Annotated in this window: 20 protein-coding genes, 1 tRNA gene and 1 riboswitch; of the genes, 6 read left to right on the forward strand and 15 right to left on the reverse strand. The window is 70.1% G+C overall.

The window, feature by feature from the left end:
• The first annotated feature begins 42 nt into the window (after positions 1 to 42).
• The 3 genes from ACQPWZ_RS14725 (at position 43) to ACQPWZ_RS14735 (ending at position 3830) form a co-directional block, all read left to right on the forward strand.
• Positions 43 to 1038 carry an SGNH/GDSL hydrolase family protein gene (locus ACQPWZ_RS14725; RefSeq protein WP_340477879.1) on the forward strand — a complete coding sequence of 332 codons (996 nt, stop codon included), beginning with the start codon at positions 43 to 45 and terminating at the stop codon, positions 1036 to 1038.
• 152 nt (positions 1039 to 1190) lie between these two features.
• A complete protein-coding gene (locus tag ACQPWZ_RS14730; RefSeq protein ID WP_340473496.1) occupies positions 1191 to 2411 on the forward strand; it encodes an acetyl-CoA C-acetyltransferase in 1221 nt (406 codons plus the stop codon).
• Positions 2412 to 2987: 576 nt separating this feature from the next.
• Positions 2988 to 3830 (forward strand): hypothetical protein, encoded by an 843-nt coding sequence (locus ACQPWZ_RS14735; RefSeq protein ID WP_433573823.1) that lies wholly within the window; start codon positions 2988 to 2990, stop codon positions 3828 to 3830.
• Positions 3831 to 3948: 118 nt separating this feature from the next.
• Here the strand turns inward: ACQPWZ_RS14735 and ACQPWZ_RS14740 are convergent, their stop codons facing one another.
• The gene (locus ACQPWZ_RS14740) at positions 3949 to 4275 is read right to left on the reverse strand and encodes a hypothetical protein (RefSeq protein ID WP_327683490.1); all 327 of its coding nucleotides are present in this window, start codon (positions 4273 to 4275) and stop codon (positions 3949 to 3951) included.
• A gap of 99 nt (positions 4276 to 4374) precedes the next feature.
• Here ACQPWZ_RS14740 and ACQPWZ_RS14745 point away from each other — a divergent pair, with 99 nt between their 5' ends.
• Positions 4375 to 4605 (forward strand): DUF4287 domain-containing protein, encoded by a 231-nt coding sequence (locus ACQPWZ_RS14745; protein WP_313945908.1) that lies wholly within the window; start codon positions 4375 to 4377, stop codon positions 4603 to 4605.
• A gap of 78 nt (positions 4606 to 4683) precedes the next feature.
• On the opposite strand, the gene ACQPWZ_RS14750 is transcribed toward ACQPWZ_RS14745, so the two are convergent.
• Together ACQPWZ_RS14750 and ACQPWZ_RS14755 are read right to left on the reverse strand one after the other, a co-directional pair.
• On the reverse strand, positions 4684 to 5574 hold the full coding sequence (locus ACQPWZ_RS14750; RefSeq protein ID WP_340473497.1) for a Bax inhibitor-1/YccA family protein: 891 nt from the start codon (positions 5572 to 5574) through the stop codon (positions 4684 to 4686).
• A gap of 186 nt (positions 5575 to 5760) precedes the next feature.
• Positions 5761 to 5843 (reverse strand) — tRNA-Leu (locus ACQPWZ_RS14755).
• Positions 5844 to 6244: 401 nt separating this feature from the next.
• Here ACQPWZ_RS14755 and ACQPWZ_RS14760 point away from each other — a divergent pair.
• Positions 6245 to 7015, forward strand: coding sequence for an ABC transporter ATP-binding protein (locus ACQPWZ_RS14760; protein ID WP_433571553.1), 771 nt, complete (start codon positions 6245 to 6247; stop codon positions 7013 to 7015).
• A gap of 51 nt (positions 7016 to 7066) precedes the next feature.
• Positions 7067 to 9613 (forward strand): ABC transporter permease, encoded by a 2547-nt coding sequence (locus ACQPWZ_RS14765; RefSeq protein ID WP_340473498.1) that lies wholly within the window; start codon positions 7067 to 7069, stop codon positions 9611 to 9613.
• A gap of 61 nt (positions 9614 to 9674) precedes the next feature.
• On the opposite strand, the gene ACQPWZ_RS14770 is transcribed toward ACQPWZ_RS14765, so the two are convergent.
• The 12 genes from ACQPWZ_RS14770 to ACQPWZ_RS14825 all read right to left on the reverse strand — a co-directional run bounded on the left by ACQPWZ_RS14770 (position 9675) and on the right by ACQPWZ_RS14825 (position 22399).
• Positions 9675 to 10964 carry a cyclopropane-fatty-acyl-phospholipid synthase family protein gene (locus ACQPWZ_RS14770; protein WP_340473499.1) on the reverse strand — a complete coding sequence of 430 codons (1290 nt, stop codon included), beginning with the start codon at positions 10962 to 10964 and terminating at the stop codon, positions 9675 to 9677.
• Between the two features lie 224 nt (positions 10965 to 11188).
• Positions 11189 to 12574 carry an NAD(P)/FAD-dependent oxidoreductase gene (locus ACQPWZ_RS14775; RefSeq protein WP_340473501.1) on the reverse strand — a complete coding sequence of 462 codons (1386 nt, stop codon included), beginning with the start codon at positions 12572 to 12574 and terminating at the stop codon, positions 11189 to 11191.
• 319 nt (positions 12575 to 12893) lie between these two features.
• Positions 12894 to 13823 (reverse strand): exopolyphosphatase, encoded by a 930-nt coding sequence (locus tag ACQPWZ_RS14780; protein WP_433571554.1) that lies wholly within the window; start codon positions 13821 to 13823, stop codon positions 12894 to 12896.
• The gene (locus ACQPWZ_RS14785; RefSeq protein ID WP_383243484.1) at positions 13820 to 14416 is read right to left on the reverse strand and encodes a DUF501 domain-containing protein; all 597 of its coding nucleotides are present in this window, start codon (positions 14414 to 14416) and stop codon (positions 13820 to 13822) included. Before ACQPWZ_RS14785 ends, ACQPWZ_RS14780 begins: the two co-directional genes overlap by 4 nt.
• 49 nt (positions 14417 to 14465) lie before the next feature.
• A complete protein-coding gene (locus tag ACQPWZ_RS14790) occupies positions 14466 to 14936 on the reverse strand; it encodes an FtsB family cell division protein (RefSeq protein WP_328860789.1) in 471 nt (156 codons plus the stop codon).
• A 160-nt stretch (positions 14937 to 15096) separates the two neighbouring features.
• A complete protein-coding gene (gene eno / locus ACQPWZ_RS14795) occupies positions 15097 to 16383 on the reverse strand; it encodes a phosphopyruvate hydratase (RefSeq protein WP_313945899.1) in 1287 nt (428 codons plus the stop codon).
• A 266-nt stretch (positions 16384 to 16649) separates the two neighbouring features.
• Positions 16650 to 17312 (reverse strand): transglycosylase family protein, encoded by a 663-nt coding sequence (locus ACQPWZ_RS14800; RefSeq protein ID WP_340473507.1) that lies wholly within the window; start codon positions 17310 to 17312, stop codon positions 16650 to 16652.
• Positions 17313 to 17316: 4 nt separating this feature from the next.
• Positions 17317 to 17491: riboswitch (cyclic di-AMP (ydaO/yuaA leader) on the reverse strand.
• 262 nt (positions 17492 to 17753) lie between these two features.
• Positions 17754 to 18683 carry a transglycosylase family protein gene (locus tag ACQPWZ_RS14805; RefSeq protein ID WP_433571555.1) on the reverse strand — a complete coding sequence of 310 codons (930 nt, stop codon included), beginning with the start codon at positions 18681 to 18683 and terminating at the stop codon, positions 17754 to 17756.
• A gap of 132 nt (positions 18684 to 18815) precedes the next feature.
• The gene (locus ACQPWZ_RS14810; RefSeq protein WP_433571556.1) at positions 18816 to 20051 is read right to left on the reverse strand and encodes a cytochrome P450 family protein; all 1236 of its coding nucleotides are present in this window, start codon (positions 20049 to 20051) and stop codon (positions 18816 to 18818) included.
• A complete protein-coding gene (locus ACQPWZ_RS14815) occupies positions 20048 to 21022 on the reverse strand; it encodes a nucleoside triphosphate pyrophosphohydrolase (protein ID WP_340473512.1) in 975 nt (324 codons plus the stop codon). The genes ACQPWZ_RS14810 and ACQPWZ_RS14815 overlap by 4 nt, the downstream gene beginning before the upstream one ends.
• Before the next feature lie 19 nt (positions 21023 to 21041).
• Positions 21042 to 21692 carry a SurA N-terminal domain-containing protein gene (locus ACQPWZ_RS14820; protein ID WP_433571557.1) on the reverse strand — a complete coding sequence of 217 codons (651 nt, stop codon included), beginning with the start codon at positions 21690 to 21692 and terminating at the stop codon, positions 21042 to 21044.
• Positions 21693 to 21877: 185 nt separating this feature from the next.
• Positions 21878 to 22399, reverse strand: coding sequence for a hypothetical protein (locus ACQPWZ_RS14825; RefSeq protein ID WP_433571558.1), 522 nt, complete (start codon positions 22397 to 22399; stop codon positions 21878 to 21880).
• Positions 22400 to 22403: the final 4 nt, after the last annotated feature.

Genomic DNA, 22403 nt, shown 5'->3' on the forward strand with positions numbered 1-22403 from the left:
CAGGCGACGAGGAGAGGAGGTGGCTCGGTGTCGAGGGCGAGGGTGGCACGGCGGATCGCGGCAGGCGCGGCGTACGGCGGAGGCAGCATCGGTCTGCTCGGAGCGGCGGCCGTGGGAGTCGTACTCGCGGAGGTCCAGCTGGCCAAGCGCTCGGTGGGCGGGGGCATCGCCCCGATGCCACCGCGCGGCGACGGCCTGTACGGGCTGGCTTTCGGGCACAACGATCCGCTGCTCCTCGGCGTGCTGGGCGACTCCACTGCGGCCGGCCAGGGGGTGCGCCGGGCGGGCCAGACCCCGGGGGCGCTGCTCGCGTCCGGGCTGGCGGCGGTGGCCGAGCGCCCCGTGGAGGTGTGCAACGTCGCACTGCCGGGTGCCCAGTCGGACGATCTGGACCGTCAGGTCACGGTGCTGCTGGAGGACAGGTCCCGGCTGCCGGACGTCTGCGTGATCATGATCGGCGCCAACGACGTCACCCACCGGATGCCGCCCACGGAGTCCGTCCGCCATCTGTCCTCCGCGGTGCGGAGACTGCGTACGGCGGGTGCGGAGGTGGTGGTCGGCACATGCCCGGATCTCGGCACCATCGAGCCGGTCTACCAGCCGCTGCGCTGGCTGGCCCGCAGGGTCTCGCGCCAGCTGGCGGCCGCGCAGACCATCGTCGTGGTGGAGCAGGGCGGGCGCACGGTGTCGCTGGGCGACCTGCTGGGCCCGGAGTTCGCTGCGAACCCGCGCGAGATGTTCGGCGCGGACAACTACCACCCCTCGGCGGAGGGCTACGCGACGGCGGCGATGGCGATGCTTCCGACGCTGGGCGCGGTGCTGGGCGTGTGGCCGGAGTCGGACCGCCCGGAGGCGGACCGCGACGAGGGCATGCTCCCGGTGGCGAAGGCCGCGGCGACGGCGGCCAAGGAGGCGGGCACCGAGGTCACGGGCGCGCGCGGGCCCTGGGCTCTGCTCAAGCACCGCAGGCGCCGGCGGCTGCCGTCCGCGTCCACGGCGGCGGAACCGAGCCCGTCGCCGTCCCGGGCGCGGCAGTAGGGCGTACGGGCCGGGCCCGGCGCAGCCCTGCCGAAAAAGTGAGCGCTCGCTTAGAATTGAGGCGACCGTCACACCGGCGTACCCGTGACCCGGCCCGTACCTCCTAGTAACTTCCAGACAGTCCGCCCACCAGCACTCCTCCTGGAGCCGTGATGCCCGAAGCCGTCATCGTTTCCGCCGCCCGCTCCCCCATCGGACGGGCCTTCAAGGGCTCGCTCAAGGATCTGCGGCCGGACGACCTCACCGCGACGATCATCCAGACCGCACTGGCCAAGGTGCCCGAGCTGGACCCCCGGGACATCGACGACCTGATGCTCGGCTGCGGTCTGCCCGGCGGCGAGCAGGGCCACAACCTGGGTCGCATCATCGCCGTGCAGATGGGGATGGACCACCTCCCCGGCTGCACCGTGACCCGTTACTGTTCGTCGTCCCTCCAGACCTCGCGCATGGCGCTGCACGCCATCAAGGCCGGCGAGGGCGACGTCTTCATCTCGGCCGGCGTCGAGATGGTGTCCCGCTTCGTCAAGGGCAACTCCGACAGCCTGCCGGACACGCACAACCCGCTGTTCGCCGAGGCCGAGGCCCGTACCGCCTCCGTCGCCGAGAAGGGCGCCGCGGACTGGCACGACCCCCGCGAGGACGGTCTCGTCCCCGACGCGTACATCGCCATGGGCCAGACCGCCGAGAACCTGGCGCGCCTCAAGGGCGTGACCCGTCAGGACATGGACGAGTTCGGTGTCCGGTCCCAGAACCTCGCCGAGGAAGCCATCAAGAAGGGCTTCTGGGAGCGCGAGATCACCCCGGTCACCACGCCGGACGGCACGGTCGTCAGCACGGACGACGGTCCGCGCGCGGGTGTCACGGTGGAGGGCGTCGAGGGCCTCAAGCCCGTCTTCCGCCCCGACGGCATGGTCACCGCGGGCAACTGCTGCCCGCTGAACGACGGCGCCGCCGCGCTGGTCATCATGAGCGACACCAAGGCCCGCGAGCTGGGCCTGACCCCGCTGGCGCGGATCGTCTCCACCGGCGTCTCCGGCCTGTCCCCCGAGATCATGGGCTACGGCCCGGTCGAGGCATCCAACCAGGCGCTGAAGCGGGCCGGCCTGACCGCCGGGGACATCGACCTGGTCGAGATCAACGAGGCGTTCGCCGCGCAGGTCATCCCGTCGTACCGGGACCTGGGCATCCCGCTGGACAAGGTCAACGTCAACGGCGGCGCGATCGCGGTCGGCCACCCCTTCGGCATGACGGGCGCGCGCATCACGGGCACGCTGATCAACAGCCTCCAGTTCCACGACAAGCAGTTCGGCCTGGAGACGATGTGCGTGGGCGGCGGCCAGGGCATGGCGATGGTCATCGAGCGGCTGAGCTGAGTCGTAGCGAAGGGTAGGGGCTGTCGTTCGGATCAGGCCGGGTCAGTGAGCGGGGTCTGGTGCGTGCGATCGCAAGGCGGAGGAAGGAGCCGACGCGGAGCGTCGGCGACTGACGACAACGCAGCGAGCGTGCGTGCCAGGGCACGCGAGCCCGGCAGGATCCGAACGACAGCCCCTGCGGGGTCGCCCGAGGTACGAGGGCGGCACCTGCCCGCAGCGGAGGCGAAGCTCAGCGCGACCACAAGAGCAGGGCGGCTGAGCTGAGTCGTAGCGGAGGGTGGGGGTCGCCCGAGGTACGAGGGCGGCACCTGCCCCCGCGAAGCCCGGGCGGCTGAGCCTCCGGACAGGTTTTCGGGCTCCTCGGAGCTCAAGTCGTGACCGAAACTCCCCCAGGATGTGACCTATCTCCTGGGGGAGCATCATTCCCCCAGGTCACAGTGGTTATCCCGCTAAACACCAGGCCCAAAGTCCTGTCCATTTCGTGACGTAATGCACTGACAGGGGGCGCGGGCTCACCGCACTCTGATGTAGGAAGTCGGGGGTATCGATGGAACCGGGAGTATGTCAGTGAGCGCCATGTCTTTTGCCCTGCTGCTGACCACGGCCGCCGCGACGGCTGTGGGTGCCGCAGCCCTGCACGCCGCCCACGGGCTCCGCAAGCAGGTCACCGCCCTGCGCAGCGAGCTGGCCGAGGTGCACGGCACCGGGCCGAAGGTCTCCGTGCCGCAGGCCCGCCCCACCCCCGCCGCCGAGATACGCGAGGCCGTCGCCGAGGCGCTGGCCGAGGAGCGGGAACGCGAGCTCGCCGAGGCGCGCGCCTTCTGGGCCGCACAGGAGTCCCGCGACGCCGCGGACGCCTCACCGCGTCTCATCGGCGAGGCCCCCGTGACCCTGCTGGGCGGTCTGGTGGCACCCGGGGAGGAGCTCCCGTTCTACGTCCCGCGCCAGTCGGACTTCGTGGGCCTGGAGGCCATGGACTTCGAGGCCGTCGAGGCGTTCGACGACATGGCGGACCTCCCCGAGGTCACCGAGTTCGCCGAGGACTCCCCCGAGCTGGCCGCGGCCCGCCGCCGCCACCCCTCGCACCCGGACTTCGTCCCGGTGCAGACGCCGGTCGTCACCGACCACGAGCGCACGGTCTCCCGGCTCGAAGAGCTGTCCGAGAACCGCACCGAGCTCGCCGACGTGCGGCCCGGCCCGCTCGGCACGCTCGACGTGTATGTCTTCGCCGACGGCACCACGCTCTGCATGACCCCGGGCCACCGCGAGACCGCGGAGCGCCTCGCCGAGGCCCTGCGGACCGGCGACACCCCGGTCCTGCTCGGCGGCTCCAGCATCTCGGGGGCATACGCCCTCACCTTCGAGTGCGGCGAGGAGACGGTCTACATCCTGGCCGACCGCGTCATCGCGTCTCTCTGAGGCTCGCCAGGGCCTCTGCGGGCCCCTTCCGGGGCCCGCCCGGCGGCCCCCTTGCCCGGAGTTCCCTCAGCGGCCCCCCGGGCCTTCAGCTCAACCCGCGCGCCTCGGCCGGCCGGACCTACAGCCCGGCCCGCCCCTCGGCCGCCCGGACCAGACTCACGGCCTCGTCCACCTCCGCCACGGAACGGGACGGGGCCGTCCGCAGCGCTTCGGCCAAATCCGTTCCGGCCACCATCAATTGATCCGCAACTGCGAAGATGCCCGCGTCCGGCATGATCGACGGCTCCGTCCCCGGGGCCTCGATGCGCTGGGCCAGCCGGGCCAACTCCCTGGCCAGGTCCAGCCCTTCAGCCGCGGCGCCCCGCTGCAGACGGCTCTGCGGAGCGGCCCGCAGACGGTCGGCGAAGCGGTCCACGGCGTCGGTCAGCTCACTCGTATCCAGCACGGTTCGACCCTATGTGCACCCCACGGACTGTTGCCAATACGCGAACACTCAGGCACGGTGGCGTGAAGGAGCACACGCGCAACGCGTCCGGAGGCGCCGATGTCCCAAGTCTTCTCCGAAGAGACCCATCGAAATCTGCTCTCCCGAATCCCTCATTGCACCGGTCGTGAGATCTCCGACTGGCTCCGCGCCGTCGACGAAGGCCCTTCCCTCTTCCGCTTCGAGGAGAAGGTGAGCTGGCTCCGGAGCGAACACAACCTCGCGTACGGGCATGCCAAAGCGATCATCCACGAGTACGACCTGAGGCGCGCCGCGCGCAAACTGCTCTAGGTCTCGACGCCGAAGGGCCCGCAGGCAATGCCTGCGGGCCCTTCGTCATTGCGTGGTCGGCCAGTGCCGCGAGCGGCGCTAGTCGTTCCCCTGAAGGATCGACAGGAGACGCAGCATCTCCAGGTAGATCCACACCAGGGTCAGGGTGAGGCCGAAGGCCGCCAGCCACGACTCCTCGCGCGGAGCGCCGTACGTCACACCGTCCTCGACCTGCTTGAAGTCGAGGGCGAGGAAGCAGGCACCGAGGATGATGCCGATCACACCGAACAGGATGCCGAGACCGCCGCTGCGGAAGCCGAGGCCGTCACCGCCGCCGAAGGCGGAGAACAGCAGGTTGGCCACCATCAGGAGCAGGAAGCCCATGGCGGCCGCCATCACGAAGCCGTAGAAACGGCGCGTGACGCGGATCCAGCGCATCTTGTAGGCGAAGAGGACACCGGCGAAGACACACATGGTGCCGAGGACGGCCTGGACCACCACACCGGGGCTGATGTAGGTGCTGACCACGTTGGAGATCACGCCGAGGAAGACACCCTCGAACGCGGCGTAGGCCAGGATGACCGCCGGAACCGGCTTGCGCTTGAAGGCCTGGACGAGCGACAGGACGAGAGCCACGAGGGCCGCGCCGATCGCGATGCCGTACGACTTGCCGATGTTGGCCTCGTCGACCGGCAGCAGGACCCAGGAGAGAACGGCGGTGATCACGACGGTGCCGAGCGTCATCGCGGTACGCGAGACGACATCGTCGATGGTCATCACATCGGCGCGCGCGGGCGCCTGCGGTCCGGCACCGGTCCGGGTGTCGGCCGGGGCGTACGGGTTGGTCGCGTACGGGTTGCCGGTGCCCTGGGCGTAGGGGTTGTTTCCTACGGCGGGGCCCCCGGCCTGCGGCTGCTGCGCGTTGAAGCCGGCGTAGCCGCTGTCACGGCTGAACCCCCGTCGCGAGAAGACCGGGTTGCTGCTCCTCATCTCACTCCTTCATGGCCGCCCAGCGCGGCCTTGAAGTCAAGAGTAATGCGGGAGCAAAAGAAGCACCCTAGTGCTCGGGGAGGATCTTTCCACGATCGTGACCGGCAGGGGCCTGCCGGCCGGGGGCCCGTGACGTCCGACACTTGGGTTTTCAACGATTTTGTGGGGGTAACCGGGCGTATGAGGTGCCCGGAGCCGGACTTGAACCGGCACGCCCGCGAAGGGCAGCGAGGTTTAAGCTCGCCGTGTCTGCATTCCACCATCCGGGCCAGGTGCGCGGCTCCGCGTAAGCACAGGAGCCTATCCGGGTAGATCGACGTGCCCGGCCGGCCGTGGCCCGATGTTGTCTTATTTTATTGCCGCCTGAGGGTGCGTCAGCCCAGGTCAGATGGCATGCCGGGGCAGCGGTCCCCACAGGTGGGCGCCACCGCACCCCCCTGGGATTGACGGAAACTCGCCGCCTCGGCCCGCCCGTCGACGGCCCCTCCCACCACCCCGCGCCACCGGTCCCCTCTCAGGGGCACCGTCATACCAAAGGAGGAGGAGCGGGGTGCGTGGTCCGACCCAAGAGGGCCCCGGGAACGGGCACGGGGACTGACGATCCGCGGCCGCAGGGCAGACACGATGGGGTGGTCCCCGACGCTCACCCCATGTGACAGGAGCCCTTCTCGTGACCACCACGCCCATCGCTCACCGCGCCACCGCCGTGGCCGCCCGCGCCACGGATCTGTCCAAGGTGTACGGCCAGGGCGAGACCCAGGTGGTCGCGCTCGACCGGGTCACCGTCGACTTCCAGCAGGCGCAGTTCACCGCGATCATGGGCCCCTCGGGCTCCGGCAAGTCCACGCTGATGCACTGCGTGGCCGGCCTCGACACCTTCAGCTCCGGGTCCGTGCGCATCGGCGACACCGAACTCGGCACGCTCAAGGACAAGCAGCTCACCCAGCTGCGCCGCGACAAGATCGGCTTCATCTTCCAGGCGTTCAACCTGCTCCCGACGCTGACCGCCCTGGAGAACATCACGCTCCCCATGGACATCGCGGGCCGCAAGCCGGACAAGAAGTGGCTCCGACACGTCATCGACATGGTGGGTCTGCACGACCGCCTCGGTCACCGCCCGACCCAGCTCTCCGGCGGTCAGCAGCAGCGCGTCGCCGTCGCCCGCGCCCTGGCCTCCCAGCCGGAGATCATCTTCGGTGACGAGCCGACCGGAAACCTGGACTCCCGCTCCGGCGCCGAGGTGCTGGGCTTCCTGCGCAACTCCGTACGCGAGCTCGGCCAGACCGTCGTGATGGTCACCCACGACCCGGTGGCCGCCTCCTACGCCGACCGGGTGATCTTCCTCGCGGACGGCCGGATCGTCGACGAGATGATCCACCCCTCCGCGGACGGCGTCCTCGACCGCATGAAGGAATTCGACGCCAAGGGCCGGACCAGCTGACCATCCGCCGATCCGTCGACCTCCGGCTCTCACCACAGGACTGACACAGACATGTTCCGTACCGCCCTGCGCAATGTGCTTGCGCACAAGGCCAGACTGCTGATGACCGTGCTCGCCGTGATGCTCGGCGTGGCCTTCGTCTCCGGCACCCTGGTCTTCACCGACACCCTCGGCAACGCCTACCGCAACCAGTCGGCCAAGAGCTACGACGACGTCGCCGTCGCCGTGACCACGTACGGCGGGCAGGGCGACGGCAAGAAGTCCGGCGTCGACACCGCGACCCTGGAGAAGATCCGCTCGCTGGACGGGGTCTCCGAGGCCACCGGGCGGGTCTCCGGCTTCGCCGGCGTCGCCGACCAGGACGGCAAGCTGATCGGCAACGGCTGGTCCAACACGGGCGCGAACTACAGCCCGGGCAAGAGCGGCAAGGATGCCGCGTACACCTTCACCGACGGTTCGGGCCCGGTGAAGAACGACCAGATCGCGCTCGACAAGGACTCCGCGGCCAAGGGCAAGTACCAGGTCGGCGACACCGTACGGGTCGCCACCAACGGGCCGGTGAAGGAGTACACCCTCGCCGGTGTCTTCACCACCGAGGACGGCGCCGTGAACGCGGGCGGCAGCCTCGTGCTGTTCGACACCGCCGTGGCGCAGAAGCTGTACCTCCAGCCCGGGTACTTCCAGGACGTCACCATCGCCGCCGAGCCGGGCGCGTCCGACGCGAAGCTCCTCGACGCCGTCCAGCCGCTGCTGCCGAAGGACTCCGAGGCACAGACCGGCAGCGAGCTCGCCGACAAGCAGGCGAAGGACATCGAGTCCGGACTGCGCGACCTCAACACGATGCTGCTGGCCTTCGCCGCCATCGCCCTGTTCGTCGGCGTCTTCCTGATCGCCAACACCTTCACCATGCTGGTCGCCCAGCGCACCAAGGAACTCGCCCTGCTGCGGGCCGTCGGCGCCTCCCGCCGGCAGGTCAAGCGCTCGGTGATCCTGGAAGCCCTGGTCGTCGGCGTGATCGCCTCCGTCGTCGGGTTCGCGCTCGGCATCGGACTCGCCACCGGACTGCGTTCCGCCATGGGCTCGTTCGGCGCCAAGGTCCCGGCCGGACCGCTGATCGTCTCCCCCACCGCGGTGCTCTCCGCCCTCGGTGTCGGTGTCCTGATCACCGTCCTCGCCGCCTGGCTGCCCGCCCGCCGGGCCGCGAAGATCCCGCCGGTGGCGGCCATGGGCAGCGCCCATCTGCCCGCCAGCACCAAGTCGCTGGTCGTGCGCAACACCCTCGGCAGCATCATCACGCTGGGCGGCGCCGCGGCCATCTTCGGCGGCGCGGCCGTCGGCGAGGGCACCGGCCGCATGCTCATCGGTGCCGGTGCCTTCCTGGCGCTGATCGGCATCATCGTGCTGATCCCGCTGCTGTCCCGCCCGGTCATCGCACTCGCCAAGCCGCTGCTGCACCGTGTGTTCGGGGTGTCCGGCAAGCTCGCCGGCAAGAACGCGGTGCGCAACCCGCGCCGTACCGGAGCCACCGCCTCGGCGCTGGCGATCGGGCTCACGCTGGTCACCGGTCTCACCGTCATCGGTGTCACGCTGGGCCAGGCCATCGACAAGATGACCACCGACAACATCCGCGCCGACTACATGGTCACCATGGCGGGCGGCGGAGCCCTCGACAAGTCGGCGCTGACCGCGCTGGAGAAGGCCGACGGCGTCACCGCGGTCTCCCCGCAGCAGGCCACCTCGGTGGAGGTCAAGGGCACCTTCCACTCCGCCTCCGCGGTCACCCCCGGCGACGTGCAGCAGGTCTTCGACCTGAAGCTCCTCTCCGGCTCCCTGGACACCCTCGGCAAGGGCGGGATCGCCGTCGCCGAGAAGACCGCGAAGTCCAACGGCTGGAAGACCGGCGACAAGCTTCCCGTGACGGTCGGCGACGACCAGGACGGCGGCAAGTCGGCGACGAAGACGATGACGGTCGGCGCGATCTACCAGGACAACGAGTTCCTCTCGCCGGTCGTGGTGCCCACCTCGCTGGTCGCGCCCTTCGAGCCCAAGCCGTACATCCCCGAGATCTGGGTGAAGACGGACGGCGGCGCGAGCAAGGCCAACGAGCAGGCACTCGTGGACGCGCTCGGTGACAACCCGGCGATGAGCGTCATGGACCGTCAGGACATCCGCAACATGTTCGGCGGCATGATCAACACGATGCTGAACATCATGTACGGGCTGCTCGCCATGGCTCTGCTCATCGCGGTGCTCGGCGTCGTCAACACCCTCGCGATGTCCGTCTTCGAACGCCAGCAGGAGATCGGCATGCTGCGGGCGATCGGCCTGGACCGCGGCAAGGTCAAGCGCATGATCCGCCTGGAGGCGGTGGTCATCTCGCTCTTCGGCGCGGTGATCGGCATCGGACTCGGGACGTTCCTGGCCTGGGCGATCGGCGAGACGATCCGCTCCAGCATCCCGAACTACGCACTGGTCCTGCCGTGGGAGCGGATCGGCATCTTCCTGCTGCTGGCCGGAGTCGTCGGTGTGCTGGCCTCGCTGTGGCCGGCCCGCAGCGCCGCGCGGCTGAACATGCTGACGGCGATCAAGACGGAGTAGCCGCCCGTCCGCACAGGGGCCCCGCGACCGAACCGGTCGCGGGGCCCTTCGCGTATCCCGGTCAGCGCCAGTCGCGGGCGCGCAACGGCAGTCCCGAGTCACCGCTGTGCGGGGTCCGCACGGCAAGGACCTGGTTGACGCCGATCTTGCTGTGCTCGAAGGCGAGGGCGCAGGCGGCCATGTACAGCCGCCAGACGCGCGCCCGTCCGGGCGAGCTGTGACGCACGGCGCGGCGCCAGTCCGCCTCCAGGTTGGCCACCCAGCGGCGCAGGGTCAGGGCGTAGTGCTCGCGGATGGACTCGACGTCCCGTACCTCGAAGCCGGCCAGCTCCAGGGTGGCGACGGTACGGCCGAGGGGGGCGAGCTCGCCGTCCGGGAACACGTACCGGTCGATGAACGGGTCGAGACGGTAGTCGGCCTCGTTGCGCTCCGGGCGGCGCGCGATCTGGTGGTTCAGCAGCCGCCCGCCGGGCCGCAGCAGGGTCAGGAGCTGCTCGGCGTACTCCAGGTAGCGGACCTGGCCGACGTGTTCGGCCATGCCGATGGACGCGATGGCGTCGTACGGACCGTCCCTGACGTCCCGGTAGTCCTGGACGCGGATCTCGATACGGTCGGTGAGGCCGGCCTCGGCGATGCGCTTGCGGGCGTAGGCGGCCTGCTCGCGGGAGAGGGTGATGCCGGTGACCTGGGCGCCGTACTCGCGGGCCGCGTGCATCGCCAGCGAACCCCAGCCGCAGCCCACGTCGAGCAGCCGGTCGCCCTGCTGGAGGGCCAGCTTGCGGCAGACGAGGTCGAGCTTGTCCCGCTGGGCCTCTTCGAGGGTGCCGCCATCGCTCCAGTAGGCGCACGAGTAGACCATGGACGGCCCGAGGACCTGTTCGTAGAAGCCGTTGCCCACGTCGTAGTGGTGGCTGATGGCCTGTCTGTCCCGGCGCCTGGTGTGCAACGGGCCGCTGCGGCGGCGCACTTCCTCGGGCGGCGGGGGCGGCGGCGGCAGGGCCCCGCCGATCCGGAGCAGCGCGCGGGCGGCGGTGCGCAGGCGCGGGTCGCGCACGGGATGGACGGCGGGAGCGAGGTCCTCCTCGCGCTCCCAGATGATGCCGGAGAGGAGATCGAGAGCGGCGTAGAGGTCGCCCTCGACGTCGATCTCCCCGGCCACCCAGGCGCGGGCCAGCCCGAGCTCGCCGGGCCGCCACAGCAGCCGCCGCAGGGCCCGCCGATGCCGTACGACGAGCACGGGCGCGCCCGGCGGCCCGGATTCCGATCCGTCCCAGGCCCGCACGCGGACCGGCAGCGGAAAACCGAGCAGTTCTTCGGCAACGGTGGTCAGCCGCAGTGCGGCGTCGGCCATGGCGAACACCTCCGTGACGGTGGGTCCCAGAAATCCACGTTTCCGAGAACAACCCGACCCTTGTGGGTGCTTCCCGTGACACGCAATGCCCAAGCAAAAGGTGCGGTCCGCACACCCATCAGGCCCCATCGGGCACGGTGTTCGGACCGCCTGAATCCCCCCGGACATGCCGAAGGGCCGCCCGCACCACGGATGGCGGACGGCCCTCAGGGACAGGTACCGCGTCAGGAAGCCTTGGCCTTCTCCGGGGCCGGCGTCGCCGCCGTCACCGCCGGAGCGGGCTTGGCCGCCTCGTAGAACTCCTCGCGCGGCGTCTCGATCGCGCCCAGGGACACGACCTCACGCTTGAGGAACATCGCCAGCGTCCAGTCGGCGAAGACGCGGATCTTGCGGTTCCAGGTCGGCATCGCCATGCCGTGGTAGCCACGGTGCATGTACCACGCCAGCCGGCCCTTGAGCTTGATCTTCACCTTGCCCATGACGATCATCGCGACGCCCTTGTGCAGGCCCAGCCCGGCGACCGCACCCTTGTTGGCGTGGCTGTACTCCTTCTGCGGGAAGCCCCGCATACCGGAGATGACGTTGTCACCGAGGATCTTCGCCTGACGCAGCGCGTGCTGCGCGTTCGGCGGGCACCAGGCGTTCTCCACGCCGGCCTTGCGGGCCGCCATGTCCGGCACCTGGGCGTTGTCGCCCGCGGCCCAGATGTAGTCGGTGCCCTGCACCTGGAGGGTGGTGGCGGTGTCGACGTGGCCGCGCGGGCCGAGCGGGAGGCCGTAGCGCGCGAGCGCCGGGTTCGGCTTCACACCGGCCGTCCACACGATGGTGTTGGAGTCGACCTCGAGGCCGTTCTTCAGCACGACGTGGCCGTCCACGCAGGAGTCCATCGACGTCGAGAGGTAGATCTCGATACCGCGGCCCTCGAGGTGCTCCTTGCCGTACTTGCCCAGCTTCGGGCCGACCTCGGGAAGGATCTTGTCCGCCGCGTCGACGAGGATGAACCGCATGTCCTCGCGCTTGACGCTGGCGTAGTACTTGGACGCGTCCCGCGCCAGGTCCTCGACCTCACCGATGGTCTCCGCGCCGGCGAAGCCGCCGCCCACGAAGACGAAGGTCAACGCCCGGCGGCGGACCTCCTCGTCGGTGGTCGAGTCGGCCTTGTCGAGCTGCTCCAGCACGTGGTTGCGCAGGCCGATGGCCTCCTCGATGCCCTTCATGCCGATGCCCTGCTCGGCGAGGCCGGGGATCGGGAAGGTACGGGAGACCGCGCCGAGCGCGACGACCAGGTAGTCGAACGGCAGCTCGTACGCCTCGCCGACGAGCGGCGAGATCGTGGCGACCTTGCGGTCCTGGTCGATGGTCGTGACCCGCCCGGTGAGCACCTCGGCCTTGGGCAGGACGCGTCGCAGCGGGACGACGACATGCCGGGGCGAGATGCTGCCGGCGGCAGCTTCGGGAAGGAAGGGCTGGTACGTCATGTACGACCGCGGGTCGACGACCGTGACGGTCGCCTCGCCGTAGCGCATCTTCTTCAGAATGCGCCGGGCTGCGTACAGGCCTACGTACCCACCGCCTACTACGAGGATCCGGGGACGCTCCGTGGTGCTCATGCCATCGAGTATCCACCCCCCTCGGAGGGGGTGCTCGTGAGCCCCTTCACAAGGAGTGGACCCACCTCTGCTACACTGCGCGGCCCACGTGATGGAGGTCATGATCCCGAAAGGGAACCGGCCCTCCGTCGGAGTCGTTGTTCACCCCCTGTGAGCTGCCCGCTTGAGCGGGGCCCGAGGTGAACCACCGTCGCGGCCCCGCCGGTCGGCGGCTGTCCGGACCGGCCGGGCCCGCGCCCGGCGAGCCCCCGCCGCCGGGCCTCGACAGCCATTCGGCCCCCTGAAGCGCCCACCAGGGACCATTTCCTTGTGAAGAACTTCACGAAGTTCGTTCGGCGGCGACGGACCAGGCGATCCCGTCCAGGATGTCGTGCTCGCTCACGACCACTTCCCCGGCTCCGATCCGCTCCATGACGGCGAGCAGGACGAGGGCTCCGGCGGCGATGACGTCCACTCTCCCCGGGTGCATCACGGGGATCGCCGCCCGCTCGTCGTGGGTGGACTCCAGGAGCCTGCGCGTCACCTCGGCGACCTTCTCGTAGGAGATCCGCGCGTGGTGGATCGCCGTGGAGTCGTACGCGTCGAGGCCGAGCGCGATGCCCGCGACGGTGGTCACCGAACCGGCGAGACCGACGAGGGTGCCGGCGCCGCTCAGCGGGACGGTCAGCTCCGCGAGATCGAGCGCCGCCTCGATGTCCGCCCGTATGGCGGCGACCTCGGCGGCGGCCGGCGGATCGCTGCGCACATGGCGTTCGGTCAGCCGTACGCAGCCGATGTCGACGGACCGGGCGGCCTCGACGGTGCGCCGGCCGATGACGAACTCGGTGGACCCGCCGCCGATGTCGACGACCAGGCGCTCCTCGTCACCGGCGAGCTCCTTGGTGGCGCCGGTGAAGGAGAACTCCGCCTCCTGGTCACCCGTGATCACCTCGGGCTCGACGCCCAGGATGTCGAGGACGCCCCGGACGAAGTCCCCTCTGTTCTCGGCGTCCCGGGAGGCGGAGGTGGCGACGAAGCGCACCTTCTGCGCACCGTGCTCCTTGATGACGTCCGCGTACTCGCGGCAGGCCGCGAAGGTGCGCTCCAGCGCCTCGGGGGCAAGACGGCCGGTGCGGTCGACGCCCTGACCGAGACGGACGATGGTCATCCGGCGGTCGAGGTCGACGAGTTCGCCGGTGGCGGGGTCCGCGTCGGCGACGAGCAGCCGGATCGAGTTCGTGCCGCAGTCGACGGCGGCGACCCTCGTCATGCCGGGCCGCCGTCGTCGCCGGCGCCCGCTGCGGTGTCCGCCGCCGTGCCCGCGGCCGCCGCGCCCGGCTCGTCCACGATCCCCGCGGAGACGCACGGGCCCTTGCGCCACCACTCCGGCAGCATCGCGATCGCCTCGTCGCCCAGCGGGTTGACCCCCGGGCCCGCCGCCAGCGAGTGGCCCACCAGGACGTGCAGGCACTTCACCCGGTCCGGCATACCGCCCGCGCTCGGGAAGTTCGCCAGGACCTCGATGGCGTCACGGCGCGCGATGTAGTCCTCGTGGGCCGCCCGGTAGGCCGCCGCCAGCTCCGGATCCGTGGCGAGGCGCTCGGTCATCTCCTTCATCACGCCGTTCGCCTCCAGCGTGCCGATCGCCGACGCCGCCCGCGGGCAGGTCAGGTAGTACAGCGTCGGGAACGGGGTGCCGTCCGGAAGCCGGGGCGCCGTCTCGACGACATCGGGCTGCCCGCAGGGACAGCGGTGCGCGATGGCGCGCAGTCCGCGCGGCGGACGCCCGAGCTGCTCCTTGAACGCGGCGATGTCCGCGTCGGTGGGCTCGGTCGGATCGGTGTGGGGAGGAGGGGTTTCCATGCCTGCCTTGGCTCTACGGTTCTACGGTTCTACTGGCGTGCGGTGCCGTCTACCGGCGGTCGGCGGTGTCGACGCCGTCCCAGACGTTGGAGTACCAGGGACGGTCGGCCGCCCCCTCCTCCGTACGGCGCTTCTCCGCGACTTCGGGGTCGATCATGGTGTAGCCGGTCTCGCCCGGCATCACGTAGTGCAGATGCTCGCGGGCCAGCCGCTTGACGTACATGTCGTCCTGGAGGCGCGCCTTCTCGTCGCGCAGCTCCTCGACCTGCTGCTCCGCCTCGGCCATCCGACGCCTCTGCTCGGCCATGTCGGAACGCTGGGAGACGTACTGCCGCATCGGATAGGCGAGGGCGACGACGAGGGAACAGACGATCAGGGCGAGGAACGCCGCACGGCCGGTGAGCCGGGAGCGACGGGCCTGCCGCCGGGTCTGGGAGCGGTAGACACGAGCCGCGGTCTGCTCACCGAGCAGCCGCAGCCTGGTCGCGGTGGAGAACCGATCGCGGTCCTTCGCGGCCATGTCCTGCCTCCCCTGCTAGGGCCTGTCGTTGGTGCCGGGCTCGTGTGCCCCGGCCTGATCCACAACGACAGACCCTACGTGCGCACGTCCCCGGACACGGTACGGGACCGCGGCCGGGGACGTGTGGACGACTTGCTAGCCGCTAGGACCTGGACACGACCTAGCCCTTGAAGCGGGGGAAGGCGCTGCGGCCGGCGTACACCGCGGCGTCGTCGAGGATCTCCTCGATGCGCAGCAGCTGGTTGTACTTGGCGACGCGCTCGGAGCGGGCCGGGGCGCCGGTCTTGATCTGGCCGCAGTTGGTGGCGACGGCGAGGTCGGCGATGGTGACGTCCTCGGTCTCACCGGAGCGGTGGGACATCATGCACTTGAAACCGTTGCGCTGGGCCAGCTCGACGGCGTCCAGGGTCTCGGTCAGCGAACCGATCTGGTTGACCTTGACCAGCAGGGCGTTGGCGGAGCCCTCCTCGATACCGCGGGCGAGGCGCTCGGGGTTGGTGACGAACAGGTCGTCGCCGACGATCTGGACCTTGCTGCCCAGCTTGTCGTGCAGGACCTTCCAGCCGGCCCAGTCGTCCTCGAACAGCGGGTCCTCGATGGAGACCAGCGGGTAGGAGGCGACGAGCTCCTCGTAGTACTCGGTCATCTCGGCGGCCGAGCGGGACTTGCCCTCGAACTCGTACGCGCCGTCCTTGTAGAACTCGGACGCGGCGACGTCGAGCGCGAGCGCGATGTCCTTGCCGGGGGCGTAGCCGGCTTCCTTGATGGCCTCGAGGATCAGGTCCAGGGCGGCGCGGTTGGAGTCGAGGTTCGGCGCGAAGCCGCCCTCGTCACCGAGACCGGTGGACAGGCCCTTGGTCTTCAGCACCTTCTTCAGGGTGTGGTAGACCTCGGCGCCCCAGCGCAGGGCCTCGGAGAAGGACTCCGCGCCGATCGGGGCGATCATGAACTCCTGGATGTCCACATTGGAGTCGGCGTGCGAGCCGCCGTTCAGGATGTTCATCATCGGAACGGGCAGCAGGTGCGCGTTCGGGCCGCCCAGGTAGCGGAAGAGCGGCAGGTCGGAGGCCTCGGAGGCGGCGTGGGCCACGGCGAGGGAGACGCCGAGGATGGCGTTGGCGCCGAGCGAGGACTTGTCCGGGGTGGCGTCCAGGTCGAACATCGCCTGGTCGATCAGGCGCTGCTCGGTGGCGTCATAGCCGACGAGCTCGGGGCCGATCTGCTCGATGACGGCGAGGACGGCCTTCTCGACACCCTTGCCCTGGTAGCGGTTCTGGTCACCGTCGCGGAGCTCGAGAGCCTCGAACGCACCGGTGGATGCGCCGGACGGAACTGCAGCACGACCCGTGCTGCCGTCGTCGAGGCCAACCTCGACCTCGACCGTGGGGTTGCCTCGGGAGTCCAGGATTTCCCGGGCTACGACGACGTCGATGGACGGCACGAGCATCTCCTTCTGGGATGTGACGCTTGGAGTGCAGGGTCTCATTGGCCTTGCGGCACGAGCCTAACCGGCGGCGGGGCATCAGCCGCCCGATGCCCGCCTCCTGGGACGAAAAAGGGCATGAACAGCGGGTGCTGGGGACAAAACGCCCCCAATCTACCCATGGGTAACAGAGAGAACCCCGGCCCGGCGCGTACGGGGGATGCGCTCCGGACCGGGGTGGTCTGTGTCCCGGGGGTGCGGGCCGGCGCAGGTGCGCCGGCCCGGGTGGGTCAGCTCAGGTGGAGCTGCTGGCCCGGGTGGATCACGTCGGCGTCGGTGACGACGCCCTTGTTCAGCTCGAACAGCTTCTCCCAGCCGCCCTTGACCTTCTCGGCCTTGGCGATCTTGCTGAGCGTGTCACCGGCCTTGACCTTGTACTCGCCGTCGCCCTTCTTGAAGGACTTGGCGGCCGGCTTCGAGGACTTCGCCGGGGCGGGGGCCTCGGCGCGCTCGGAGCGGGTGGTCGGGGCCTCGGCACGCTGCTGCGGCTGGGCCTCCTGCGCGGAGCCGGCGTCGTTGGCGGCGTTGGACAGGTTCACGCCGCAGTTCGGCCATGCACCCTTGCCCTGGCCCGCGAGGACCTTCTCGGCTATCTGGATCTGCTGCGCCTTCGAGGCCTGGTCGGCGGTCGAGGCGAACTGGGTACCGCCGTAGGCGGCCCAGGTGGAGGCGGAGAACTGCAGGCCGCCGTAGTACCCGTTACCCGTGTTGATCGACCAGTTGCCGCCGGCCTCGCACTGCGCGACCTGGTCCCACTCGGACGTGGTCGCGGCGGAGGCGGTGGTGGCGCCGAGCAGCGGGGCGGCGACAGCCGCACCGGTGATGCCGGCGAGCGTGGCGATACGGGTGGCCTTGGACGGGCGACGGTGCTTGGCCTTGCCGGAAAACAGCATGGAACATCTCTCTCACCGACGCCTACGAGGTGAGCTGTCGGGTTCGGGCCAAGTGAGTTGCCCGGCCGCGCAGTCGTGCGCACGGCTCCACCCCAAGCCGGTACCCGCAGTTCATCTTCAACTGCCGGGGCCGGCGCTTACCTTGGTTCCCCCGCTCCTGCCTACGGCGCATACGCGTCGACTACTCCCCCGACCGACGGCAGGATTCGGCGTGACGGTCAGCGGTGCCCGCGATGGCGAGCGGTTCAGACCGTAAACACAGAGCTCCCCGATGTTCAAAGACGAACATCGGGGAGAAAACGCCCATCCCGCCCCTCCGGAACCGTGCGTTTCTGCAGGTCGAGGGCGGAATGCCCCGTTCCGCCGGGCAAGATGGGCGAGTTGCGGCAAAGAGACCCTTGTCTCAGTTGCACGATTTGGACAAAGGCGCCTGTACTGCCCCTACTTCGGGTCGAGCTCCAGGCTCTGGCCAGGCAGGATCAGGTCGGGGTCGTCACCGACGGTCTCCGCGTTCGCCTTGTAGAGGGAACTCCAGCCTCCCGGCAGCTTCTGCGCGGCCGCGATGGCCGACAGGGAGTCGCCCGGGCGGACGGTGTACGAACCGGGCGTGGCGTCCGCGCCGTTCGTCTCGGCCGGCTTGCCGGCCTCATCGGCCGCACCCTCGCCGTCGCGTGCCGCATCGTCATCGCGCGAGGCATGGCGCCCCGCTTCGCGCTCATTGTCCGTATTGCCCGGCCCGGTCGTTCCGGTCGCCCCGGTCGACTCCGGCTCCGTCGGCTCGGCGGCGGGTTCGCCGCGGTGCTTGCCGGTGGCGCTGCCGCTGTCACCGGTCCCGCTGTTGCCGATGCCCTGCGTCGGGGCCGGCGCGGGCTCGGCCGTCTCGGAGGGCGAGGCGGACTTCGAGGGCGCCAGCGAGGCGAGGGGGTTGTCGGACGTCGCCGGCGCGCTCTGCTCCCCGGAGGGGGAGGCTCCCGGGTCGACACCGGTGCCGGTGCCGTCCTGCGTCAGCCCGGCGATGCCCGCGCAGGTCGCCCACGCCTCGGGGCCCTGGGCCTCCAGGACCTTCTCGGCGACGGCTATCTGCTGGGAGCGGCTGGCGAGGTCGGCCCGGTCCGCGTAGTCCGTGCCACCGAAGTCCTCCCACGTCTCCTGGGCGAACTGCAGACCGCCGTAGTAGCCGTTGTCCATGTCGGCACTCCACTGGCCGCCGCTCTCGCAGGCCGCGACGCGGTCCCAGGTGGCGGCGTCGGCGGCGGAGGCCGAACCCGCACCGAGAAGGGGGATCGCGATGGCCGATCCCGTCACCCCTGCCGCGACAACGATGGCCGGAGCCTGACGGGGACGACGGTGACGACCTTGGCCGGAAAGCATGCGGGTGCCCTTCGAGTGACTACAGATAACAACTGATGTCTTCTGAGACGACCGTGAAAGTAGCCGGATTCGATCGTGTGTCACAAGTCGATGCAGCGGAGATCACGTGAAAGTCACAGTCTTGACGGATCGTCAGCTGTGCCCAGGTGTGAACTCAACGGGCAGACTTCGCAATCCACGCATAATGAGACCCCCACGCCAGCGCAAATCGGCCGGATCGCCCGCAAGCCGCAAGTCCGGCATTCTCCGGAGCAGCGTGGCGATCGCGGTCTGGCCCTCCAACCGGGCCAGCGGTGCGCCGAGGCAGTAGTGGATGCCGTGCCCGTAACCGAGGTGCTGGTTGTCGCGCCGGGAGAGGTCGAGCGCATCGGGGTCCGTGAACCGCTCCGGGTCCCGGTCGGCGGCCGCGAGCACCACGAGCACCGGGTCGCCCGCCGCGATCTCCTGGCCGCCGATGACGAGGGACTCCGTGGCGAAGCGCCAGGTGGCGAGCTCCACGGGGCCGTCGTAGCGCAGGAGTTCCTCCACGCCCGTCTCCAGCAGCGCGCTCTCGCCGGCGGCGAGGGAGGCCTGCAGCCGCTCGCGCTGCTCCGGGTGGCGCAGCAGCGCGTACACACCGTTCCCGATGAGGTTCACCGTTGTCTCGAAACCGGCGAACAGCAGGATGAAGGCCATCGCGGCGGCCTCGTTCTCGGTGAGGTGCTCGCCGTGGTCGCTCGCCCGGATCAGCCCGGAGATCAGATCGTCGCCGGGATCCTCGCGCTTGCGGTGGATCAGCTCGGCGAGATACCCCCGCATCTTCTTCACCGACCGCGCGACACCTCCGCGCGGACCGCCCCCGTGACGGATCATCATGCCCGCCCAGTCCCGGAAGTCGTCCTGGTCCTCCGGCGGGACACCGAGCAGATCGCAGATGGCGTAGATGGGGAGCGGAAAGGCGAACTCGTGGATGAGGTCCGCCTCCCCCTTTTCCACGAAGCCGTCGATGAGCTGATCGGTCAACTGTTGAACACGCGGCGCGAATTCGGCGACGCGCCGCGGGGTGAACGCCTTGGAGACGAGCCGCCGCAGCCGGGTGTGGTCGGGCGGGTCGATATTGAGCAGATGCGTCATCAGCTCGGCCTTGCGCTCGCCGGGAATCCCCGTCTTCCCCTTCGCGTGCGCGGGCTCGTCGTGGTGCGCGGGATTCTTCGACAGCCGCTGGTCGGCGAGAGCCTGCTTGGCATCGGCGTACCGGGTCACGAGCCACGCCTCCACCCCGCTGGGCAGCCGGGTGCGGTGCACGGGCGCGTGCTCGCGCAGCCAGGCGTACGCGGGATAGGGGTCGGTGGCGAACTCCCAGGTGAACAGCTCGGGCCGGTCGGTCACCGCTCGACGGCCTTGATCTCGTCCCGGTAGACGCGGGCGGCGGCACGCAGCGCGGCCTCCGGGTCGACCCCGGCCGCCTCGGCACGGACGGCCGCGGCCAGCAGCTCGTAGCCGATTCCGTCGCCGGACGGGAGCGGTACGTCGAGCCCCGCCGTCCGCACCCGGGACGCCAGCTTGGCCGCGAGCGCCAGGCCCGGCTGGCCGAGCGGTACGCCGTCGGTCACCGAGTCGCGCTGCTTCTCGATCGCCTTCGTGCGGAGCCAGTGCTCCTTCACGTCCTCCGGGGTCTCGGCCTTCTCGTCGCCGAAGACATGCGGATGCCGGTGGATCAGCTTCTCGACGATCGTGCCGGCGACGTCGTCGATCGAGAACGGCTCGGCGCCGTCCTCCTCGCTGCCCTCCTGCGCGATGCGCGCATGGAAGATCACCTGGAGCAGGACGTCCCCGAGCTCCTCGCGCAGCTCGTCCCGGTCCCCCTCCTCGATCGCCTCGACGAGTTCGTACGCCTCCTCGATCCCGTACTTCGCGAGACCGCGGTGGGTCTGCTGCGACGACCACGGGCACTCGATACGGATGCGGTCCATGACCTGCACCAGATCGAGCAGCCGCGCGCCCGGGAGGTCGTACGAGCCGGGCAGCAGCTCCAGGTCCGGCATCTGCACCCGGCCCGAGCCGGCGAGCCGGGCGAGCCCGTCGGTCAGCGCCTGGTCCCCCTCACCGGCGGGCACGACCACGACGGTGGCGCCGCCCTCGCAGGCGGCGAGGAGCTCCTCGGCGCTCGGCGCGGCGATCTCCACGGCGACACCGGCCTCGCGGAGGTAGGGCAGCTGCGGGTGCGAGGCATCGGCGCACAGCACCCGGTCGGCCGCCTGCAGCGTCTGCCAGGCGGGCCAGGACAGCAGTCCGGGGGCGACGCGATGGCTGGCGGTGAGCAGGACGATGCGGCCGGGAGAAGGGGTGTGTGTGGTCACCCCTCGAACCTACCCCCCGCTACGCACCCGTCTCGACGGGCTCCTGCGCCTTGGTGACCTGGGCGATCCAGGGCGCCTTGTAGTCGCCGAGCTCGAGCTTCTTGTTGTCCCAGACGCCGAAGCGCGGGTTGACGTCGATGTCCAGCTCGGTGGCGGCGGCGCTGAAGGCGTCGTTCAGTTTCTGCTGGCCCTCGGGGGTGTTGCCGGCGCCGAGCGAGGCGGCGAGCTTGCTGACGAGGAGGTCGCGGCGGACGACGTCGTCGACCTGGCCCGGAGCGACACCGCGCTGCTGCAGATACATGGCGGCGAGCTGCTCCTCCCCACCGGACTGCTGCACGAGGGCGGCCCGCCCGTCCTGGATCTCCTTGCGGCTGACACGCACCCCCGCGTCCTTCGCGGCGCGCTCGACGACCTGCTCGACGATGAGGTCGTAGAGCTTGGCCCGGCTGAGCTGCCCGCTCTCCTTGATGAGCTGGGCCGACTGCGGGGAGCCCTGCTGCGCGGTGCGGACGTCCTTCACCTTCGCCTGGACGGTGGACACGTCGATCCGCTCCCCACCGACGACGGCGGCGGCGCCGGGGTGAGCCTCGTTCCCGCAGCCGGCAAGAAGCGGCGCGGCGACGAGAAGCGCGGCGGAGACGGTGATCGCGGTACGACGACGGCGGTGCAAGGGAGCCTCCCGGCGTGATTGTGCGGCGGTGCACAAAGTCCTGCGGTGATCGATGGTAGGCAGTCCAGGGGGTCTGGGCCACTGGTTCGACCAACGATTCGGCAGCGGATCCGGGTGCGCGATGCGCTCGGATCAGGAGAGGGCGGCGGGCCGTGCTGTCCGGGGATGTACCCCCCGGCCGAAGGTCAGGCTCGGTAGGGCTCGAATGCAGGGCAGTCGTCGGGAAAGTCGTCCGGGAAGATCGGGGTGCTCCAGGTCCTGGAAAGCACGTCCAGGAGCACCCCGGGGGACGACCTGTGCAGGACGGCGAACGCGAGCTGTCCCGCCTCCACGATGACCGTGGGCCACACCCCGGGCTCACCGATCGGAATCCAGAACAGCCAGTCGGCGTTGGTGGTCCCACCCCACTGGATGAGGTCCTCGGGACGGGCCCCGAAGGTATCGAGCTGCGCGCGCAGTTCGGTGATCTCCTTGCCGGCGAGGATCTTTGTGGACCGCACTGTGCTGTCCGAGATGTCGAGATAGGTGTTGCCGACACCGTTTCCGTAGATGGACAGGAAGTCGTCGAAGCAGCCGACGCCGTAGACCGCGAGCAGTTCTGTGTGTGCCGAAGGGACAGGGATGAGGCCCCGCTCCACCCGCGGCGGAGGCGCGGCGGGTGGGGGGCAGAGGGCGATGAGGCGCGACAGCTCGGGTGGGGCACTCATGTAA

The sequence above is a fragment of the Streptomyces sp. CA-251247 genome (assembly GCF_050952975.1).
In the GTDB taxonomy this organism is placed as follows: Bacteria; Actinomycetota; Actinomycetes; order Streptomycetales; family Streptomycetaceae; genus Streptomyces; species Streptomyces achmelvichensis.